A 15,462-nucleotide genomic window follows, 5' to 3' on the forward strand; every position below is an offset into this window, starting at 1 on the left:
AGCCAACTGGCAACCGCTCCCCGCCCACGGCGACGCCCATCCACTGAACCTGATCGCTCTGCACCCCGCCATCACCGGAGCCGCCGCATAGCGTCCCGACCGACAGGACATAGTCCTCCTACCGCCCCCTCCCATCACCTCAGCAAGCCTGACCTCCCGACCGATCGCCGACTATGTCCTGTCGGTCGGCACAGCCCACGCCCCGGGCGCGAGGGACGGTGGGGTCGCTGGGGAGAGCCTGGGGTCAGGTGGTAGATCTGGTGGGATGCACTGGGAGCCGGAGGACGACTGGGTTGCGCTTACCGCGGGGACCGGGGTGTCCAACGGTGGGGTGTGGCTGACGCCTGGCGGGTTGGTGGCCAAGCGGTTGTTGCCGGGGGTTGAGCGGCCCGATCACTACGCGTACTGGCGGCGGCCGGCTGAGGTGGCTAGTAGTGGGCTGGTGGAGGGGACGGCGGGGGTGCGGGCGCCGCGGTGTGTGAAGGTGGACAGCGATCCCGATGGGGTGACGGTGTGGAGTGTGGCGGTTTCGCCGGTGGCGATCGCGCCTGAGGAGCTGGCGGCGGCGGTCGGGCGGTTTGGGTTGAATTCGATGGTGCCGACCGAGTGGTTCGCGCGGCGGATTCTGCGGGATCGGCTGGCCAATGACGAGCAGGGGGACGGCTGGGCGCCGTTGGCCGGGGAGGATCGGTTGCCGGTGGGGCTTCGCCGGGATTGCGAAGCGCTGTGGGCCAGGCGGTACGAGTTGATGGATGAGCTTGATGCGCTGCCGCAGCAGGTGGTGCATGGGGACGCGCATCCGGTGAATCTGCTCGGGTGTGAGGGTGATGAGGTGATCGCGGTCGACTGGGAGCAGTTCGGGGTCGGGCCGGTGGGCTTTGACCTCGCCTATCTGGTGGTCTCCACTCCCGCACCGATCGACGTGTTGCTGCCCGCTTTTCAGGCCGGGAGCCGGTCGGCTTGGCCAGTTGAGGCCGTACGGCGGGGCGCGGTGCTCACGGCTGCGATCACCGTGGTGGCCCGGGCCGCTTGGTCGCTGAGGCAGGTCGAGCCGGGTGATTACCTGGAGCGGCTGGAGCGGTTGGCTCAGGTGGTCGAGGAGGCTGCTCGCCAGGCTGCGTGGAAGGCCGGGTAGCTGGGGAAGCGGGTGGTGACGGCTTCCTGCAGTACGGCGTACAGGGCGTCGGAGCCTTTGAAGGCCGGCCGGTCGAGAGTGCCGTCGGCGAGGAAGACCAGGGCGGTGCGCGCCATCACGAAGGCGGTCGTACGGTCGTCGATCGGAGCGCCGAGCGAGAGCTCCTCGGGCGCCATGAACCGGCTCGAGCCGAACATCCGGCCCATGTCGTTGCGGTAGGCACCGAGTTGGTAGTCGTCGAGATCCATCGCGGTGAGCTGCCGGGTGCCGAAGTCGTACAGCAGCGAGCCGTCGTAGAAGTCACCCTCGACCCAGCCCTGCGTGTTGAGCAGATCATGCAGATCAAAGAGCTGGTCGAGGGCTGTGGCGATCTGCTCGACAGACAGCGCTCGAAACCGCTGGAACGCGCTCGCCGGATCATCTTGCCGCGTGCCGAGGTGCTCCCCATCCCGCCATTCGTAGACGAGCAACGGACCCGCGGGCGACTCGATCAACCCGTGGTACTCCGGCAACAACGGATGGCTGACCGCCTCGGCCAGCCGGGCCGCGTTGCGCAGGCCAGCCTCGCGCCGCTCGAACTTGGCGAACGGCTCGGGATCGGCCGGATCCCCCGCGGTCTTCAGGAAGAACCGCTGCCCGGCCACCTCTACGCCGTACGAGACATTGCCCGAGTCCTGGGTGTTGGCGCCGAAGCGCGCGAACACCTGACCGAACTGCTGGACAAAGAGATCTGGCCGCTCATCAATCGCCGCAGGAAACACCCACACGACACTAGCCGATGCCGGGGCCGACCAGGGTGCCGACGAAGTAGGTGAGGGCTGCTGCGGTGCCGCCGAGGATCAGTTGGCGGAGACCGGAGTACCACCAGGAGCGGCTGGTTACCCGGCTGACTACGGCGCCGCAGATGAAAAGGGCGGTGAGGGACATGATCAGGGAGGGGAGCACTGAAGAGGCGCCGAGGAGGTACGGCAGGAGTGGAATCAGGGCGCCTACGGCGAAGCAGACGAAGGACGAACCTGCGGCGACGACTGGTGAGGGTAGGTCGTTGGGGTCGATGCCCAGCTCTTCGCGAACGTGTTCCTCGAGGGCCTGCTCGGGGTCGGCGTGGAATTGCTGCGCGACCTTGTCGGCCAGCTCTGGGTCTAGACCCTTCTGCTGGTACGTCTCGGAGAGCTCGCGTTCCTCGTCGGTCGGGTGCCGCTGGATCGCGCGGCGCTCGACCTCGATCTCGGCGCGGGCCAGTTCCCGCTGCGAGGCGACGGAGGTGTACTCCCCCGCCGCCATCGAGAATGCGCCCGCTGCCAGGCCGGCCAGCCCGGCGAGGACGATGAAGTTCGAGCCGCTGTCCGTGCCGCCGTCCATACCGGCGATCAGGGCGAAGTTGGAGACCAGGCCGTCCATCGCGCCGAAGACCGCCGGGCGCAGCCAGCCGCCGGTGACATCCCGGTGGGTGTGATCACCGGAATACTCAGCGGAAGTGGACGATTCAGTCACGAGGCCCGTCGGTGGACTCGACCTTCGTCGCGTCCACGTCCGCGCCCGCGTCTGCGTCCGGCACCGGGCTGTGCGGCCCGGTCTCCTCGACGACCGGAGCCGTCTCGTCGGCGTCCTGGGCCGGCTTGTCAGCATCCGCCGGGGACGAGGCCGGCGAGGGTTCGCCGGCGGCGGGGTTGGAGGCCTCAGCAGTGGCTGCGGAGGCAGCGTCCGTCGCTGGTACGAGGGTGATGTCTTCTTGGCCGGGTTTTAGTTTGGCGCTGAGGATGAAGAAGGCTACTGCGAGGACGAACATGATCATCGACGTCCAGACGTTCAGCCGGAGGCCGGCGAACTCGTTGACGGTGTCGATGCGGAGGTTCTCGATCCAGGCGCGACCGGCGGTGTAGCCGGCGACGTACAGGGCGAAGGCACGGCCGTGGCCCAGCTTGAAGCGGCGGCCGGCCAGGATCACCAGGGCGATCACGCCCAGGTTCCAGATGGCTTCGTACAGGAAGGTCGGGTGGAAGGTGCCGAAGTCCGCGAAACCGTCGGGGCGGTGCGCCGGGTCGATCTCCAGGCCCCACCAGTGGTTCGTCGGGCGACCGAACAGCTCCTGGTTGAAGTAGTTCCCGAACCGCCCGATCACCTGGGCCAGCGCGATCCCGGGCGCCATCACATCGGCGACGGCCAGGAACGGCACCTTGTGGCGGCGGCAGGCGATCCAGGCGCCGAGGCAGCCGAAGCCGACCGCGCCCCAGATGCCGAGCCCGCCGTGCCAGATCTTCAGCGCGTCGATCGGGTGCTTGCCCTCGCCGAAGTACAGCTCGGCGTCGGTGATCACGTGGTAGATCCGGGCGCCGACCAGGCCGAACGGCACCGCCCACATGATGATGTCGGCGAGCACCTCGGGCGAGCCGCCGCGGGCGACCCACCGCCGGCGGCCCAGCCAGTAGCCGGCGAAGATGCCGATCAGGATGCAGATGGCGTAAGCACGCAGCGGCAACGGGCCGAGGTGCCAGACGCCCTGGCTGGGACTGGGGATGAACGCCGGAACGATCACGGCGGGCAGCAGACTAGACATGGCAGTCGGGACCCTACTCGACCCGCCCCGATCGCGACCACAGACCCATGGTCACGATTGGGAACGGAGCGTGTCAGCTGACTCCGCTGACGGCAGCTTTGAGGCCGTCGACGGTCAGTTGGTCACTCTGCAACTGCTTGCCGTTCACGAACACGGTGGGAGTGCCTTCCACCTTGCGGTCGTTGGCCACCTTGCCGACCGACTCGAGCCAGCCCGCGTAGCTGTTGTCCTTGATCGCCGCCTCGAACTTCGCGTCGTCGATGCCGAGCTTCTTGCCCAGCTCGATCAGCTGGTCGTTCGTCCACGCCTTGGTGAAGTCGGCGTAGATCTCGTCGGAGTAGCTCAGCGCCTTGCCGCTCGCGGCCGCCGCGGCGAACGCGTTGGCGAGCCGGGGTGAGTTGTCCGGGTTGACGAACGTCATCGGCCAGTACGTCAGGGTGACCGTGCCGTCCTCGACCAGCTCGTCGAGCATCGGCCCGGTCTTCTCCTCGAACTCCGCGCAGTGCGGGCAGCGGAAGTCGAGGTACAGGTCGATGTTCGTCGACGCGTCCGCCTTGCCGACCTGCACGCCCTCGCCGCTGGTGCCGGGACCGGTGATCACCGCCGGCTCGGTCCGCCCGTTCGTGGTCACCTCGACCGACGAGTGCTTGCGCCAGTAGTCGACGCCGACGGCTGCGACGATCGCGAGCAGGACCACACCGACGACGACGATCAAGCCGACCGGCACCCGGCGCTTCTTCTCCTGCACCAGCGGATTGCCCGGGCGCGAATTGCCTGGACGAGAATTGCCTGGACGAGAATTGCCCGAACGCGGATTGCCGGGACGGCCTTTGGACTTGCTCACGACGCTGCTTCTCCCGTTGAGGTGTGCGGATCCGATTCGAGCGCGAACTTGCTGAGCGGTTTCAGGAAAAGCCATCCCGCGAGCACCAGCAGGCCGGCGTCCCGCAGGATCTCCTGCAGGTACTTCGTCTGCCCGGGCGCGACCTGACCGCCGCCACCGAAGCAGCCGCAGTCGATCGCCAGCCCGCGGGCCCAGGCCGACGACACCGCGGCGATGAACATCAGCATGAAGACACCGGCCGCCACCGCGGCCGCACGGACGCCGTAACCGATGATCAGCAGCAGCCCGATCCCTATCTCCAGGAAGGGCAGCAGCAGACCGACGATGCCGTCGAAGCCCTGCGGCAGCAGTTCATAGGCCCGGACCGCCTGCGTGGCGGCCTCCGGGTCGGTCACCTTCAGCGCACCGGCCACCAGCATCACGCCACCGAGTACCAGACGAGCGACCAACGACAGCCAGGGAAACCACCGTCTCACTGGTTGTCCTCCACCAGCTTGCCGAAGTCGTGCGCCAGGTCACCGATCGCGGCGTTCGACAGCCAGAGCACGCCGGCCTTGTCGTTCTTGCCGAAGCCGAGCACCTGCGCGCCGTGACCGACCTCGTAACCACCCGACGGCAGCTTCTGCATCCCCTCGACCGGTACGCCGACGGCCTTGGCGATGTCCTTGATCGACCCCAGTGACCCGGTCAGCCCGACGAAGGACGGGTCGAACCGGTCCAGGTACTTGCGGATCACCGGCCCGGTGTCGCGCGACGGGTCGGTGGTAATGAACAGCAACTGCACCTGGTCGCGCACCGACTCGTCGAGCTTGGTCAGCGCGGACGCCACGTCGGCCATCACGGTCGGACAGACGTCGGGGCAGTTGGTGTACCCGAAGAAGACCAGCGTGACCGGCTTCTTGGTCGAGGTGACCAGGTTGAAGTCGTTCCCCGCCGTGTCGCTCAGTACCTTCGCCGGCAGCGCGTACGGCCGGTCCAAGGTTGCCCCACGCAAACCGTTCGGGTCCCCGGCAGGAGTACGGATGATCGCTCCGCCGGGGTTGTTCGCTGTCTGCTTCTGTCCGCCACTGCAGCCCACAAGGGCAAGCAGAGCCACCGCGGCGAACACAACAGCCGCGTTCCTGGTTCGACTCACGGACGGTTCAACGCTCAACGGGCTTGCGGGGTTCCCGCCGGACGCCTTCGGCCAGACTTTCGGTCAGTTTCCGTACGCCGGCCGCGCCACCCGCGTCGAGCGCCTTGACGAAGGCCGATCCGACGATCACCGCATCCGCGTACGCCGCGATGCCGGCCGCCTGGTCCGCGTTGGAAACGCCGAGCCCGACGCCGATCGGCAAGCCGCTCGCCGCCTTCGCCCGGGCCACCAGTGGCGCTGCCAGGTCGGACGCAGTGTCGCGGGCTCCTGTGACGCCCATCACCGCGGTCGCGTAGACGAAGCCCCGGCAGTTCGCCGTGGTGAGCCTGATCCGCGCCTCGGTCGAGGACGGCGAGACGAGGAACACCTTGTCCAGCTCGTTCTTGTCGGCCGCCGTAATCCACTCGGCGCCTTCGTCCGGGATCAGGTCGGGCGTGATCAGCCCCGCTCCCCCGGCCGCCGCGAGGTCGACGGCGAACCGGTCCACGCCGTACCGCTCGATCGGGTTCCAGTACGTCATCACGAGCACCGGTACGTCGGAGTACGCCGCGATCTTCTCGACGGTCGCCAGTACATCCTTGGTGCGCAGCCCACCGGCCAGCGCGATCTCGGCGGCGCGCTGGATCGTGATGCCGTCCATCACCGGGTCGCTGTACGGCAGGCCGATCTCGAGCACGTCGGCGCCACCGTCGACGAGCGCCTTGATCGCGTCGATGCCACCGTCGATGGTCGGGTACCCAGCGGGCAGGTAGCCGACCAGCGCGGCCCGGCCTTCGTCGTTGGCCTTGCGGATCGCGGTGCCGGCGTTGCCTAAGGCAACTACTTCGCTCATGCCTTGCCGTCCCCGTCGATCAGGCCGAACCATTCGCCGGCCGTGTCCATGTCCTTGTCACCGCGCCCGGACAGGCAGACCAGGATAGTCGCGTCCGGTCCCAGCTCTTTGGCGATCTCCAGCGTGCCCGCGATCGCGTGCGCCGACTCGATCGCCGGGATGATGCCCTCGGTACGGGCGAGCAGCCGGAACGACTCCATCGCGTCCGCATCCGTCACCGGCCGGTACGACGCCCGCCCGGTCTGCGCCAGCCACGAGTGCTCCGGGCCGACGCCCGGGTAGTCCAGCCCGGCCGAGATCGAGTGCGACTCGATCGTCTGGCCGTCCTCGTCCTGCAGCAGGTAGGACCGGGCGCCGTGCAGGACGCCGATCTGCCCCGCGGTGATCGTCGCCGCGTGCCGACCGGTCTCGTAGCCGTCGCCACCCGCCTCGATGCCGAACAACTTCACGTCGGCGTCGGGGATGAAGGCGGCGAACAGCCCGATCGCGTTGGAACCACCACCGACGCAGGCGATCGCCGCGTCGGGGAGCCGGCCGAGCAACTCCAGCGACTGCGCCCGGGCCTCGTCGCCGATGCCCCGGACGAAGTCACGGACCATCGCCGGGAACGGGTGGCCGCCGGCCGCGGTACCGAGCAGATAGTGGGTGTTGTCGACGCTGGAGACCCAGTCGCGCAGGGCCTCGTTGATCGCGTCCTTGAGCGTCCGGCTGCCGGTCTTGACCGGGATCACCTCGGCGCCGAGCAGCTTCATCCGGGCCACGTTCAGCGCCTGGCGCTCGGTGTCGACCTCGCCCATGTAGACGACGCACTCGAGGTCCAGGTAGGCGCAGGCCGTCGCCGTGGCGACGCCGTGCTGGCCGGCGCCGGTCTCGGCGATGACGCGGGTCTTGCCCATCCGCTTGGTGAGCAGCGCCTGGCCGAGCACGTTGCGGATCTTGTGCGCGCCGGTGTGGTTCAGGTCCTCGCGCTTGAGCAGGATCCGCGCACCGGCCACCTCGGACAGCCGGGTCGCGTCGTACAGCAGGCTCGGGACGCCGGCGTACTCGTGCAGCATCCGCTCGAACTCGCCGGTGAAAGCCGGGTCGGCCATCGCTTCCTGCCAGGCGGCCGTCAGCTCGTCGAGCGGCGCGATCAGCGCCTCCGGCATGAACCTGCCGCCGAAGCGGCCGAAGTGCCCGAGCTGGTCAGGCAACACAGCAGTCATTGTTCGCCTCCCAGAGAATTTCCCCTGCCTGGGCAGGGGATTCTCACGTCTTTAGTGACGCTGCTGGATGGCGGGGTGCGATCCCGCAGCGACGAGATCGGCGACCGAGGCCCGCGGATCGCGGCCGGTCACCAGGGTTTCACCGACGAGGACGACATCGGCCCCGGCGCGCGCGAACTCGATTACATCATGCGGACCCCGGACCCCGGACTCCGCCACCCGGATCAGGTTGGTCGGGATCACCGGCGCGACCCGCGCGAAGGTCGAGCGGTCCACCTCCAGCGTCTTCAGGTTGCGGTTGTTGACGCCGATCACCTGGGCCCCCGCGTCCACCGCACGCAGGGTCTCTTCCTCGTCGTGCACCTCGACCAGCGGGGTCAGCCCGATCGACGTGGACCGCTCGATCAGCGAGACCAGTGCCTCCTGCTCGAGCGCCGCGACGATCAGCAGGATCATGTCGGCACCGGCCGCGCGGGCCTCCCACAGCTGATACGAGGAGACCACGAAGTCCTTGCGCAGTACCGGCACGTCGACCCGGCCGCGGACGGCGCGCAGGTCGTCGAGGCTGCCACCGAAGCGGCGCTTCTCGGTCAGCACGCTGATCGCGGCGGCGCCGCCCTCGGCGTACTCCGATGCGAGTGCCGCCGGGTCGTCGATATCGGCCAGCGCGCCCTTGGACGGGCTGGACCGCTTCACCTCGGCGATGATCGCGATCCCGTCACCACGGAACACCGGCATCGGGTCCTTGGCGTCGGGCTTGCGCTGCGCCTCCAGTTTCAGATCGTCCAGGCTGACCAGCGCCTGGCGCTCCGCGAGGTCCTCCCGGACCCCGGCGAGAATATCGTCAAGCACAGTCATGATTCGGTCCGTCCGTCAGGAGTGGTCGCTGGACTTGGCACCGAAGCCGAGCAGCTGCATCACCTTGCCGACCAGGCCGCCGGCAACGGCGATCCCGACCGAGATCCAGAACAACAGCCAGTTCGGGCCCATCACCATCGCGATGGCTCCGAGGGTGAAGCCCACCAGCACGATCACGACGGCGGTCCAGGCCGCCGGAGTGCTGCCGTGCAGGCCGCCCGCGTGAGCTTCGTCGCTCTCGTACGTCACCGCTTGATCCGTGGTCGTATTGTCCATCGTTGGGCCACTCCTCCTCGTCGTCCAGTCCTATTGTGGCGGTAGCCTCCGACATTCAGATCGTCGGGTCCTTACCTGCGTCGATCGCCTTCCACTGATCCGCCGGTGTCGCGGCCGGATCTCGCTCGTAGCGCAGGGTCGGACGGCGCCATCGGTGCGCCGTCAGCACGGCAACGATGCCCGCCGCGAGCAGCGCGACGCCGCCTGCCAGCGCCAGCCACGGCGCCGGTCCGGTGCTGAGCGTCACGGAGTCCGTGACGGCATCGCTGAGCTCCGGGCGCAGCCTGCCCAGCTCGGCCACGTCCGGGCGCACCTGCAGGGCCACACCTACGGCTGCGGCGCCCATGAACACGATCAGGCCGGACAGGACGCGGCGCAGCGCAGTACCGGCGAGCTTGGTGACGATCACGGCCACCACCCCGGCCAGCGCCAGTGTCACGGGCGCACGGGTCACGGCGTACCCGGTGAAGTTCACCAGAGGTCTGCCGTTGCCCGGGTCGGCGATCGACCAGGTCAGGTACGCCGAGGTGCCCAGCAGCGCGAGCGCCACCACGGCCAGGAGGTCTACCAGTCGTTGTGGGCGCATCAGACCTCGGAGAACGTTCCTGCGACGGCGATCGCGTTCAGGACGGCGGCGGCCTTGGTCCGGCACTCCGCGTCTTCCGAGGCCGGGTCCGAGTCGGCGACGATGCCCGCGCCGGCCTGGACGTACGCCGTCGTGCCGCGGAGGACCGCAGTACGGATGGCGATCGCCGTGTCGACGTCACCGGCGAAGTCGAGGTAGCCGACGACGCCGCCGTAGACGCCGCGCCGGGTGACCTCGAGCTTGTCGATGATCTGCATCGCGCGTGGTTTCGGTGCCCCCGACAACGTTCCGGCCGGGAAGGCCGCGGTGAGCGCGTCGAAGGCGGTCTTACCGGCCTGCAGGCGGCCGGTGACGGTCGACTCCAGGTGCATCACGTGGCTGTACCGACGGACGTCCATGAAGTCGATCACCTCGACCGTGCCCGGCGCACAGACCCGGCCGACGTCGTTGCGGCCCAGATCGACCAGCATCAGGTGCTCGGCGCGCTCCTTGGCGTCGGCGCGCAGCTCCTCCTCCAGCGCCCGGTCCTCCTCCGGCGTCGCGCCGCGCGGGCGGGTGCCAGCGATCGGGTGCAGGATCACCTTGTTGTCGGTGACCTTCACCAGCGCCTCGGGACTGGAGCCGACGATGTCGAAGCCGTCCAGGCGGACCAGATACATGTACGGGCTCGGGTTCGACCTGCGCAGCACCCGGTAGATGTCAAGGGCGCTCGCGGTCGTCTGCAGCTCGAACCGCTGGGAGACGACGATCTGGAACGCCTCACCCGCCCGGATCTCCTCCTTGGCGGTCTCGACGGCCTCCCGGTACTCCGCGCTGGAGCGCTGCCGGTGCGGGTCGGGCTGCGCCTGGCGATCCGCCCTGACGACGTACGAAGGGGTCGGCTGCGCCAGGTCGCGCTCCATCGCGTCGAGCCGGCCGACGGCGTCGGCGTACGACTCGTCGACGCGCTCGTCGGAGTCGTCCCAGTTGACCGCGTTCGCGATCAGCCAGATCTCGCCGGTCTCGTGGTCGAGCGCGGCCAGATCGGTCGCGAACAGGAAGGTCAGCTCGGGCAGGCCGAGGTCGTCGGTCGTTGTGTCCGGCAACTTCTCCAGCCGGCGGACGGCGTCGTACCCGAGGAAACCGACCATGCCGCCGGTCAGCGGGGGCAGGTCGGGCAGGCGTGGGGTGTGCAGGATCTCCAGCGTCTCGCGAAGCGCCTGCAGCGGGTCACCGGTCTGGGGCAGGCCGACGGGCGGGTTGCCGGTCCAGATCGCCTGGCCGTCCCGCTCGGTCAGCGTGGCGGCGCTGCGGACGCCGATGAACGAGTACCGCGACCAGACGCCGCCGTTCTCCGCCGACTCGAGCAGGAAGGTGCCTTCGCGCTCGGCCGCAAGCTTGCCGTAGACGCCGATCGGGGTCTCCGCGTCGGCCAGCAGCCGGCGCGTCACCGGGATGACGCGCCGGTCCTTGGCGTAGTCGCGGAAGGTCTCCAGGTCGGGAGAGTTCATGCCTTGACCCCGATCTCACCGTGCTCGAAGCAGCTGTGGGTGCCCGTGTGGCAGGCCGGCCCTTCCTGGTCGACCAGGACGAGCAGGGTGTCGGCGTCGCAGTCCACGAGGATCTGCTTGACGTGCTGGCGATGCCCGGAGGTCTCGCCCTTCACCCAGTACTCCTGACGGCTCCGCGACCAGAAGGTGCTGCGGCCCGACTCCGCGGTCCGGCGGACGGCCTCGGCGTTCATCCAGCCGACCATCAGCACCTCACGCGTGTCGTACTGCTGCACCACCGCAGGGATCAGCCCCGCCGCATCGAAGGTGAGTTCCTCGGTGTCCACACCTTCATTGTCTCGCACTCCGCCGACAGTCGTGACCGCGCGGGTCGCCCGCCCGCCTGATGGACCTCACGGCGCACTTGGCGCAGCTCGTGCGAGGTACGGGCAATCCTGACAAGATGGCGCAATGACCTCCAGTGTTGCCCGGGTGCAGGGACTGTTGCAGGACCATCCGCTGATCGACGGCCACAACGATCTCCCGATCGCCTTCTACGAACTGGCCGGGTACGACCTCGACAAGTACGACCTGAGTATCTCGGTGCCGAAGCTGAACACCGATCTCCCCCGGCTGCGGCTGGGCCAGGTGGCGGCGCAGTTCTGGTCCTTGTGGGTGCCGCAGGACGCTGACGCGGTGACGCGCACCTTCGAGCAGCTCGACTTCGTGCACCGGCTGGTGGCGCGCTTCCCCGAGGCGCTGCAGCTCGCCGTGACCGCCGACGACGTCGACTCCTGCTTCAAGGAGCGCCGGATCGCCTCGCTGATGGGGATGGAGGGCGGCCACTCGATCGGTGAGTCGCTCGGCGTACTGCGGGTGATGCGCTCCCTGGGCGTGCGGTACATGACGCTGACGCACAACAACAACGTCTCCTGGGCCGATTCGGCGACCGATGAGCCGGTACTGGGCGGGTTGAACGACTTCGGTGAGAACGTCGTCCGCGAGATGAACCGGATCGGCATGCTGGTCGACCTGTCGCACGTCTCGGCCGACACGATGCGGCACGCGCTGCGGGTGACGAGCTCGCCGGTGATCTTCAGCCACTCGTCGGCGCGCGCGGTCTGCGACGTACCGCGGAACGTGCCCGACGACGTCCTGCAGACGCTGACCGGCAACGACGGCGTCTGCATGGTGACCTTCGTCCCGTACTTCGTCTCGCAGGCGTATGTCGACTGGGTCGCGGGTGCGCGCGAGGTTGCGGGCAAGCTCGATCTGGATCCGCTGGTGCCTGCGCAGCAGAAGCAACTGGCGGCGGCGTACGACGTACCGAAGCCGCAGGCGACGCTGGAGGACGTGGTGGCCCACGTCGAGCACGTCCGCGAGGTGGCCGGGGTGGACCACATCGGGCTCGGTGGCGACTACGACGGCTGCCCGGAGTTCCCGGTCGGGCTGCCGGACGTGGCGTCGTACCCGTCGCTCTTCTACGCGCTCGCAGACCGCAACTGGAGCGACGAGGACCTCGCAAAACTTGCCGGCGGCAACATCCTCCGCGCACTCCGCGCCGCAGACGACACCGCCACGGGCTAACGCCGACGCCAGCCCGCGGCCCCGGTTGCCGCGCGCTGGAAAGCACGCAACCCGTTGCCGCGGGTTCGGAAGCACGCGACCTGTTGTGGCGGGCTTCCGAAGTACGCGACCCGAGGCCGCGGGTTCAGAAGCACGCGCCCCGAGGCCGCGGGTTCAGAAGCACGCGCCCCGAGGCCGCGGGTTCGGAAGTACGCGACGTGTTGCCGCAGGTTCAGAAGTCGCGGATTTGGTCTCGGGTCTGGGGTAGTGGGGCGAAGCCGGCTGCTTCGTAGGTGGCGACGGCGCCGATGTTGGAGCACGGTGTGGCGACCAATGCGCTCGATGCGCCGAGCTCGCGCAGAGCCGCGGCGCCCGCGCGCGTGATCGCCTCGCCGTACCCGCGGCCGCGATGGTCGCGGTGCACACCCATCGGCTCGATCAGCCCGGGTTTGCCGGGGCTGATCGACCACACGGTGATACTGGCGACTGCCGTGCCCTGCTCGTCCCGGCCGATCAGGCAGCGGGCGGTCGCGTACGCCGTACCGGCTGCCATCGTGTGCCAGCGCTCGTCGGTGAAGGTCGACCCATCGAACGACGCCTGCTGCAGGCCCGCGCGCTCGCCCGCCGTCTCCGGCCCGACCACCTCGATCGACAGCCCCGCGCTCTCGACCGGCTCGGCGAGATCGCGCCGCAGCGGCTGCCACGGTTCATCGAGCTGCCAACCGTCCTTGGTCAGGATCTCCTGGATAACGCCGCCGGTCGGCGCCTCGAAGTACACCTTGCCCTCGATCAGTACGCCGCGAGCCGGGTCAGAGCAGTCGTCGACGATCCGCCGCGCCAACTCCTCGTCGCCGAGCGCCTCAGGTGCGAACGCGAGCCGCAGCAGATCCGGCTCGTCCAACATCCCGATCGCGACCACCTCACCATCGCGCTCCCAGACCCGCACGGCCGCCGCCGCCCGCTCTGCCCCGAACCGCCAGTACCACCCAAGATCCCCCGGATGCAGCTGAAAGACCCCGCCATCGCTCTGCCACTCCCCCAACCTCCCCACCACACCAGCAAGCCCCTCTACCCCTGGCGTCCCCAACCAAATCGTCATGCCCCCATCCCACACCACCCACCCGCCAAACCGCACCCGACTTCCCCGCAAGGCCAACTTTGTGCACGACGTGAGCGAATCAGCCGGCCCAATTCGCTCACGTCGTGCACAAAGTCCACCTCTCAGCCCCAGGCGGCTGGGCGCGGGCGGCGGGCGGCGGCTGGCGGTGCGGCTGGGCGCGGGCTGCGGGCAGTTGGCGGGCCGCGGCTCGCGGCTCGCGGCTCGCGGCTCGTGGCTGGCGGCTGGCGGCTGGCGGCTGGCGGCTGGCGGCTGGCGGTGGGTTATCCACAGGGGTGGGTAGGTGGGGAGGCGGTGGGGGTGGGTAGGGGGTGAGGATCTCTGGGTGGAGAGGCTTGGGGATGACGTGCGGGATGCTTTGCGGGCCGTGTTCGGGGGGCCGTTGCGGCATGGGGAGCTTCGGCGGCTCGGCCTCGGCGATCACGACGTACAGCGGCTGCTTCGCAACGGTGGGCTGCAGCGAGCGCACGGGCATTACCTCGACGGCGCGATCGAGAAACGGCTGGCGACGATCCAGTGCGCCCTGGCGGCGCACCCCCGGTCGGTGGTCAGCCATCACACCGCGGCAGAGTTGAACGGCCTGCGCGTCTGGAGCGACAACTCCGCTGATCCGCCGACAGGCACCGTCTGGCTCACCTGTACGCCCGGGAGAAGCCGGCGCAACCAAAAGCGCAGCGACGTCGTACTACGCCGCGCCGGTCTGTCGCCTGCCGACTTCCGTAGCCTCGGTGGACTGCCAGTCACCTCCAACGCGCGGACCACCGTCGATCTCGCTCGCGAACTGCCGCTCCCAGCGGCGATCGTCACGGTCGACCACGCACTTGCCAGTGCGGTCCGGCGCGAGGATCTCGAGCTGGTACTGCGGCAGCAGCGGCGCTGGCCCGGCATTCGCAGAGCACAACGTGCCGTCGAGTTCGGGGATCCTCGATCGGAGTCTGCGCTGGAGTCGATCGCTCGGGTGCTGTTCGACCAAGCCGGGCTCCCGGCTCCCGTCTTGCAGGCGCAGTTCTGGGACGGTCGGTGGTGGGCGGAAGAACGGGTCGACTTCTGGTGGCCGGAGTTCCGGACTGTCGTCGAAGCGGACGGGCTGGCGAAGTTCGACGCGCCGACGGTGAAGCTGCGCCGACGCGCCCTCCGCCGTGCCTTCGAACGCGACCAGCGACTCGCCGACCGCGATCTGGAACTGGTCCACTTCGGCTGGGAAGACGCGGTACTTCGTCCCGATCAACTCGCCGAACGCCTGACAGCCGCCTTCGCCCGCGGCACCCGCCGTACCGGCACCGCCCCCGTCTGGCGAACCACCGACCCCGACGACCCTCTCCGCCGTCCGCTCGACGCCGCAGGATGACGACTTTGTGCACGGCCTGAGCGAATCGCCGAGGCTGATTCGCTCAGGTCGTGCACAAAGTCGCTCGATGTTTGTCGATCTGGGTGAGGGGCACGGGGCGGGTTCACCGCAATCGATGCTAGGAGAAGCAGTGCTTACCCTGACTGAGAACGCCACTCTGGTGATCAAGAGCATCACGGGCGTCGACGGCGCTCCTGAGGGTGCTGGGGTCCGGATCTCGCAGCAGAGTCCGGCCGATCCCGCGCTGGCCGTTACGACGACCGAATCGCCGTTGCAGGGTGATCAGGTCGTTGAGGAGAGCGGTGCCCGGGTCTTCCTGGAGGCCAATGCGGCCGCGGCTCTGGACGACAAGATCCTCGACGCAGCCGTCGACGACAAGGGCGGCGTCGAGTTCCTCCTCGTCCCGCAGCCCGGCGCCGGCCGCGAGAACGGCAGCGCCCCGGCGCACTAATCGCGCTACTCGCGCTACCGCGTTAGTCGCATTAATTGAGAGCTGAGGTGAGTGGGTCGGTGGCGCAAGCTGCCGGCGCACTC

The 15,462-nt window shown here is 68.8% G+C and carries 18 protein-coding genes; 4 read left to right on the plus strand and 14 right to left on the minus strand.

Annotated features, from left to right (window positions below; translation table 11 throughout):
* Nucleotides 1–265 precede the first annotated feature (265 nt).
* Entirely contained in the window at nucleotides 266–1,135 is an 870-nt protein-coding gene (locus tag G3I17_RS15300; RefSeq protein ID WP_164596664.1) for a phosphotransferase, read from the plus strand.
* On the opposite strand, the gene G3I17_RS15305 is transcribed toward G3I17_RS15300, so the two are convergent.
* The 13 genes from G3I17_RS15305 to hisI form a co-directional block, all read right to left on the minus strand.
* Entirely contained in the window at nucleotides 1,087–1,896 is an 810-nt protein-coding gene (locus G3I17_RS15305) for a serine/threonine protein kinase (RefSeq protein WP_164596665.1), read from the minus strand. The genes G3I17_RS15300 and G3I17_RS15305 overlap by 49 nt on opposite strands.
* Nucleotides 1,897–1,906: 10 nt before the next feature.
* On the minus strand, nucleotides 1,907–2,629 hold the full coding sequence (locus G3I17_RS15310; RefSeq protein WP_164596666.1) for a VIT1/CCC1 transporter family protein: 723 nt from the start codon (nucleotides 2,627–2,629) through the stop codon (nucleotides 1,907–1,909).
* A complete protein-coding gene (lgt, locus tag G3I17_RS15315; protein ID WP_343238320.1) occupies nucleotides 2,622–3,668 on the minus strand; it encodes a prolipoprotein diacylglyceryl transferase in 1,047 nt (348 codons plus the stop codon). The genes G3I17_RS15310 and lgt overlap by 8 nt, the downstream gene beginning before the upstream one ends.
* 97 nt (nucleotides 3,669–3,765) lie before the next feature.
* The gene (locus G3I17_RS15320; RefSeq protein WP_203590212.1) at nucleotides 3,766–4,440 is read right to left on the minus strand and encodes a thioredoxin domain-containing protein; all 675 of its coding nucleotides are present in this window, start codon (nucleotides 4,438–4,440) and stop codon (nucleotides 3,766–3,768) included.
* Between the two features lie 92 nt (nucleotides 4,441–4,532).
* Complete coding sequence (locus tag G3I17_RS15325) at nucleotides 4,533–5,012, minus strand: MauE/DoxX family redox-associated membrane protein (RefSeq protein WP_164596669.1); 480 nt, start codon at nucleotides 5,010–5,012, stop codon at nucleotides 4,533–4,535.
* The gene (locus tag G3I17_RS15330; protein WP_203590213.1) at nucleotides 5,009–5,671 is read right to left on the minus strand and encodes an SCO family protein; all 663 of its coding nucleotides are present in this window, start codon (nucleotides 5,669–5,671) and stop codon (nucleotides 5,009–5,011) included. Before G3I17_RS15330 ends, G3I17_RS15325 begins: the two co-directional genes overlap by 4 nt.
* 7 nt (nucleotides 5,672–5,678) lie before the next feature.
* Nucleotides 5,679–6,503, minus strand: a complete 825-nt coding sequence (gene trpA / locus G3I17_RS15335; protein WP_164596670.1) for a tryptophan synthase subunit alpha — start codon at nucleotides 6,501–6,503, stop codon at nucleotides 5,679–5,681.
* On the minus strand, nucleotides 6,500–7,708 hold the full coding sequence (gene trpB, locus G3I17_RS15340) for a tryptophan synthase subunit beta (RefSeq protein ID WP_164596671.1): 1,209 nt from the start codon (nucleotides 7,706–7,708) through the stop codon (nucleotides 6,500–6,502). Before trpB ends, trpA begins: the two co-directional genes overlap by 4 nt.
* 51 nt (nucleotides 7,709–7,759) lie before the next feature.
* Nucleotides 7,760–8,566 carry an indole-3-glycerol phosphate synthase TrpC gene (gene trpC / locus G3I17_RS15345; protein ID WP_164596672.1) on the minus strand — a complete coding sequence of 269 codons (807 nt, stop codon included), beginning with the start codon at nucleotides 8,564–8,566 and terminating at the stop codon, nucleotides 7,760–7,762.
* 15 nt (nucleotides 8,567–8,581) lie between these two features.
* Complete coding sequence (locus tag G3I17_RS15350; RefSeq protein ID WP_164596673.1) at nucleotides 8,582–8,842, minus strand: HGxxPAAW family protein; 261 nt, start codon at nucleotides 8,840–8,842, stop codon at nucleotides 8,582–8,584.
* 55 nt (nucleotides 8,843–8,897) lie between these two features.
* Entirely contained in the window at nucleotides 8,898–9,428 is a 531-nt protein-coding gene (locus tag G3I17_RS15355) for a Trp biosynthesis-associated membrane protein (RefSeq protein WP_164596674.1), read from the minus strand.
* On the minus strand, nucleotides 9,428–10,918 hold the full coding sequence (locus G3I17_RS15360; RefSeq protein WP_164596675.1) for an anthranilate synthase component I: 1,491 nt from the start codon (nucleotides 10,916–10,918) through the stop codon (nucleotides 9,428–9,430). Before G3I17_RS15360 ends, G3I17_RS15355 begins: the two co-directional genes overlap by 1 nt.
* The gene (gene hisI / locus G3I17_RS15365; RefSeq protein ID WP_164596676.1) at nucleotides 10,915–11,244 is read right to left on the minus strand and encodes a phosphoribosyl-AMP cyclohydrolase; all 330 of its coding nucleotides are present in this window, start codon (nucleotides 11,242–11,244) and stop codon (nucleotides 10,915–10,917) included. The genes G3I17_RS15360 and hisI overlap by 4 nt, the downstream gene beginning before the upstream one ends.
* A 124-nt stretch (nucleotides 11,245–11,368) precedes the next feature.
* Between hisI and G3I17_RS15370 the strand changes: the two genes are divergently transcribed.
* Complete coding sequence (locus G3I17_RS15370; protein WP_164596677.1) at nucleotides 11,369–12,484, plus strand: dipeptidase; 1,116 nt, start codon at nucleotides 11,369–11,371, stop codon at nucleotides 12,482–12,484.
* Nucleotides 12,485–12,695: 211 nt separating this feature from the next.
* Here the strand turns inward: G3I17_RS15370 and G3I17_RS15375 are convergent, their stop codons facing one another.
* Nucleotides 12,696–13,562 carry a GNAT family N-acetyltransferase gene (locus G3I17_RS15375; RefSeq protein WP_164596678.1) on the minus strand — a complete coding sequence of 289 codons (867 nt, stop codon included), beginning with the start codon at nucleotides 13,560–13,562 and terminating at the stop codon, nucleotides 12,696–12,698.
* 343 nt (nucleotides 13,563–13,905) lie between these two features.
* Between G3I17_RS15375 and G3I17_RS15380 the strand changes: the two genes are divergently transcribed.
* Together G3I17_RS15380 and G3I17_RS15385 are read left to right on the plus strand one after the other, a co-directional pair.
* The gene (locus G3I17_RS15380) at nucleotides 13,906–14,928 is read left to right on the plus strand and encodes a hypothetical protein (protein ID WP_164596679.1); all 1,023 of its coding nucleotides are present in this window, start codon (nucleotides 13,906–13,908) and stop codon (nucleotides 14,926–14,928) included.
* 130 nt (nucleotides 14,929–15,058) lie between these two features.
* Nucleotides 15,059–15,379: a Fe-S cluster assembly protein HesB gene (locus G3I17_RS15385; RefSeq protein WP_164596680.1), complete on the plus strand. Its 321-nt coding sequence runs from the start codon at nucleotides 15,059–15,061 to the stop codon at nucleotides 15,377–15,379.
* The last annotated feature ends 83 nt before the right edge of the window (nucleotides 15,380–15,462 follow it).

This window comes from Streptomyces sp. SID13031 (assembly GCF_010548305.1).
Classification (GTDB): Bacteria; Actinomycetota; Actinomycetes; order Propionibacteriales; family Kribbellaceae; genus Kribbella.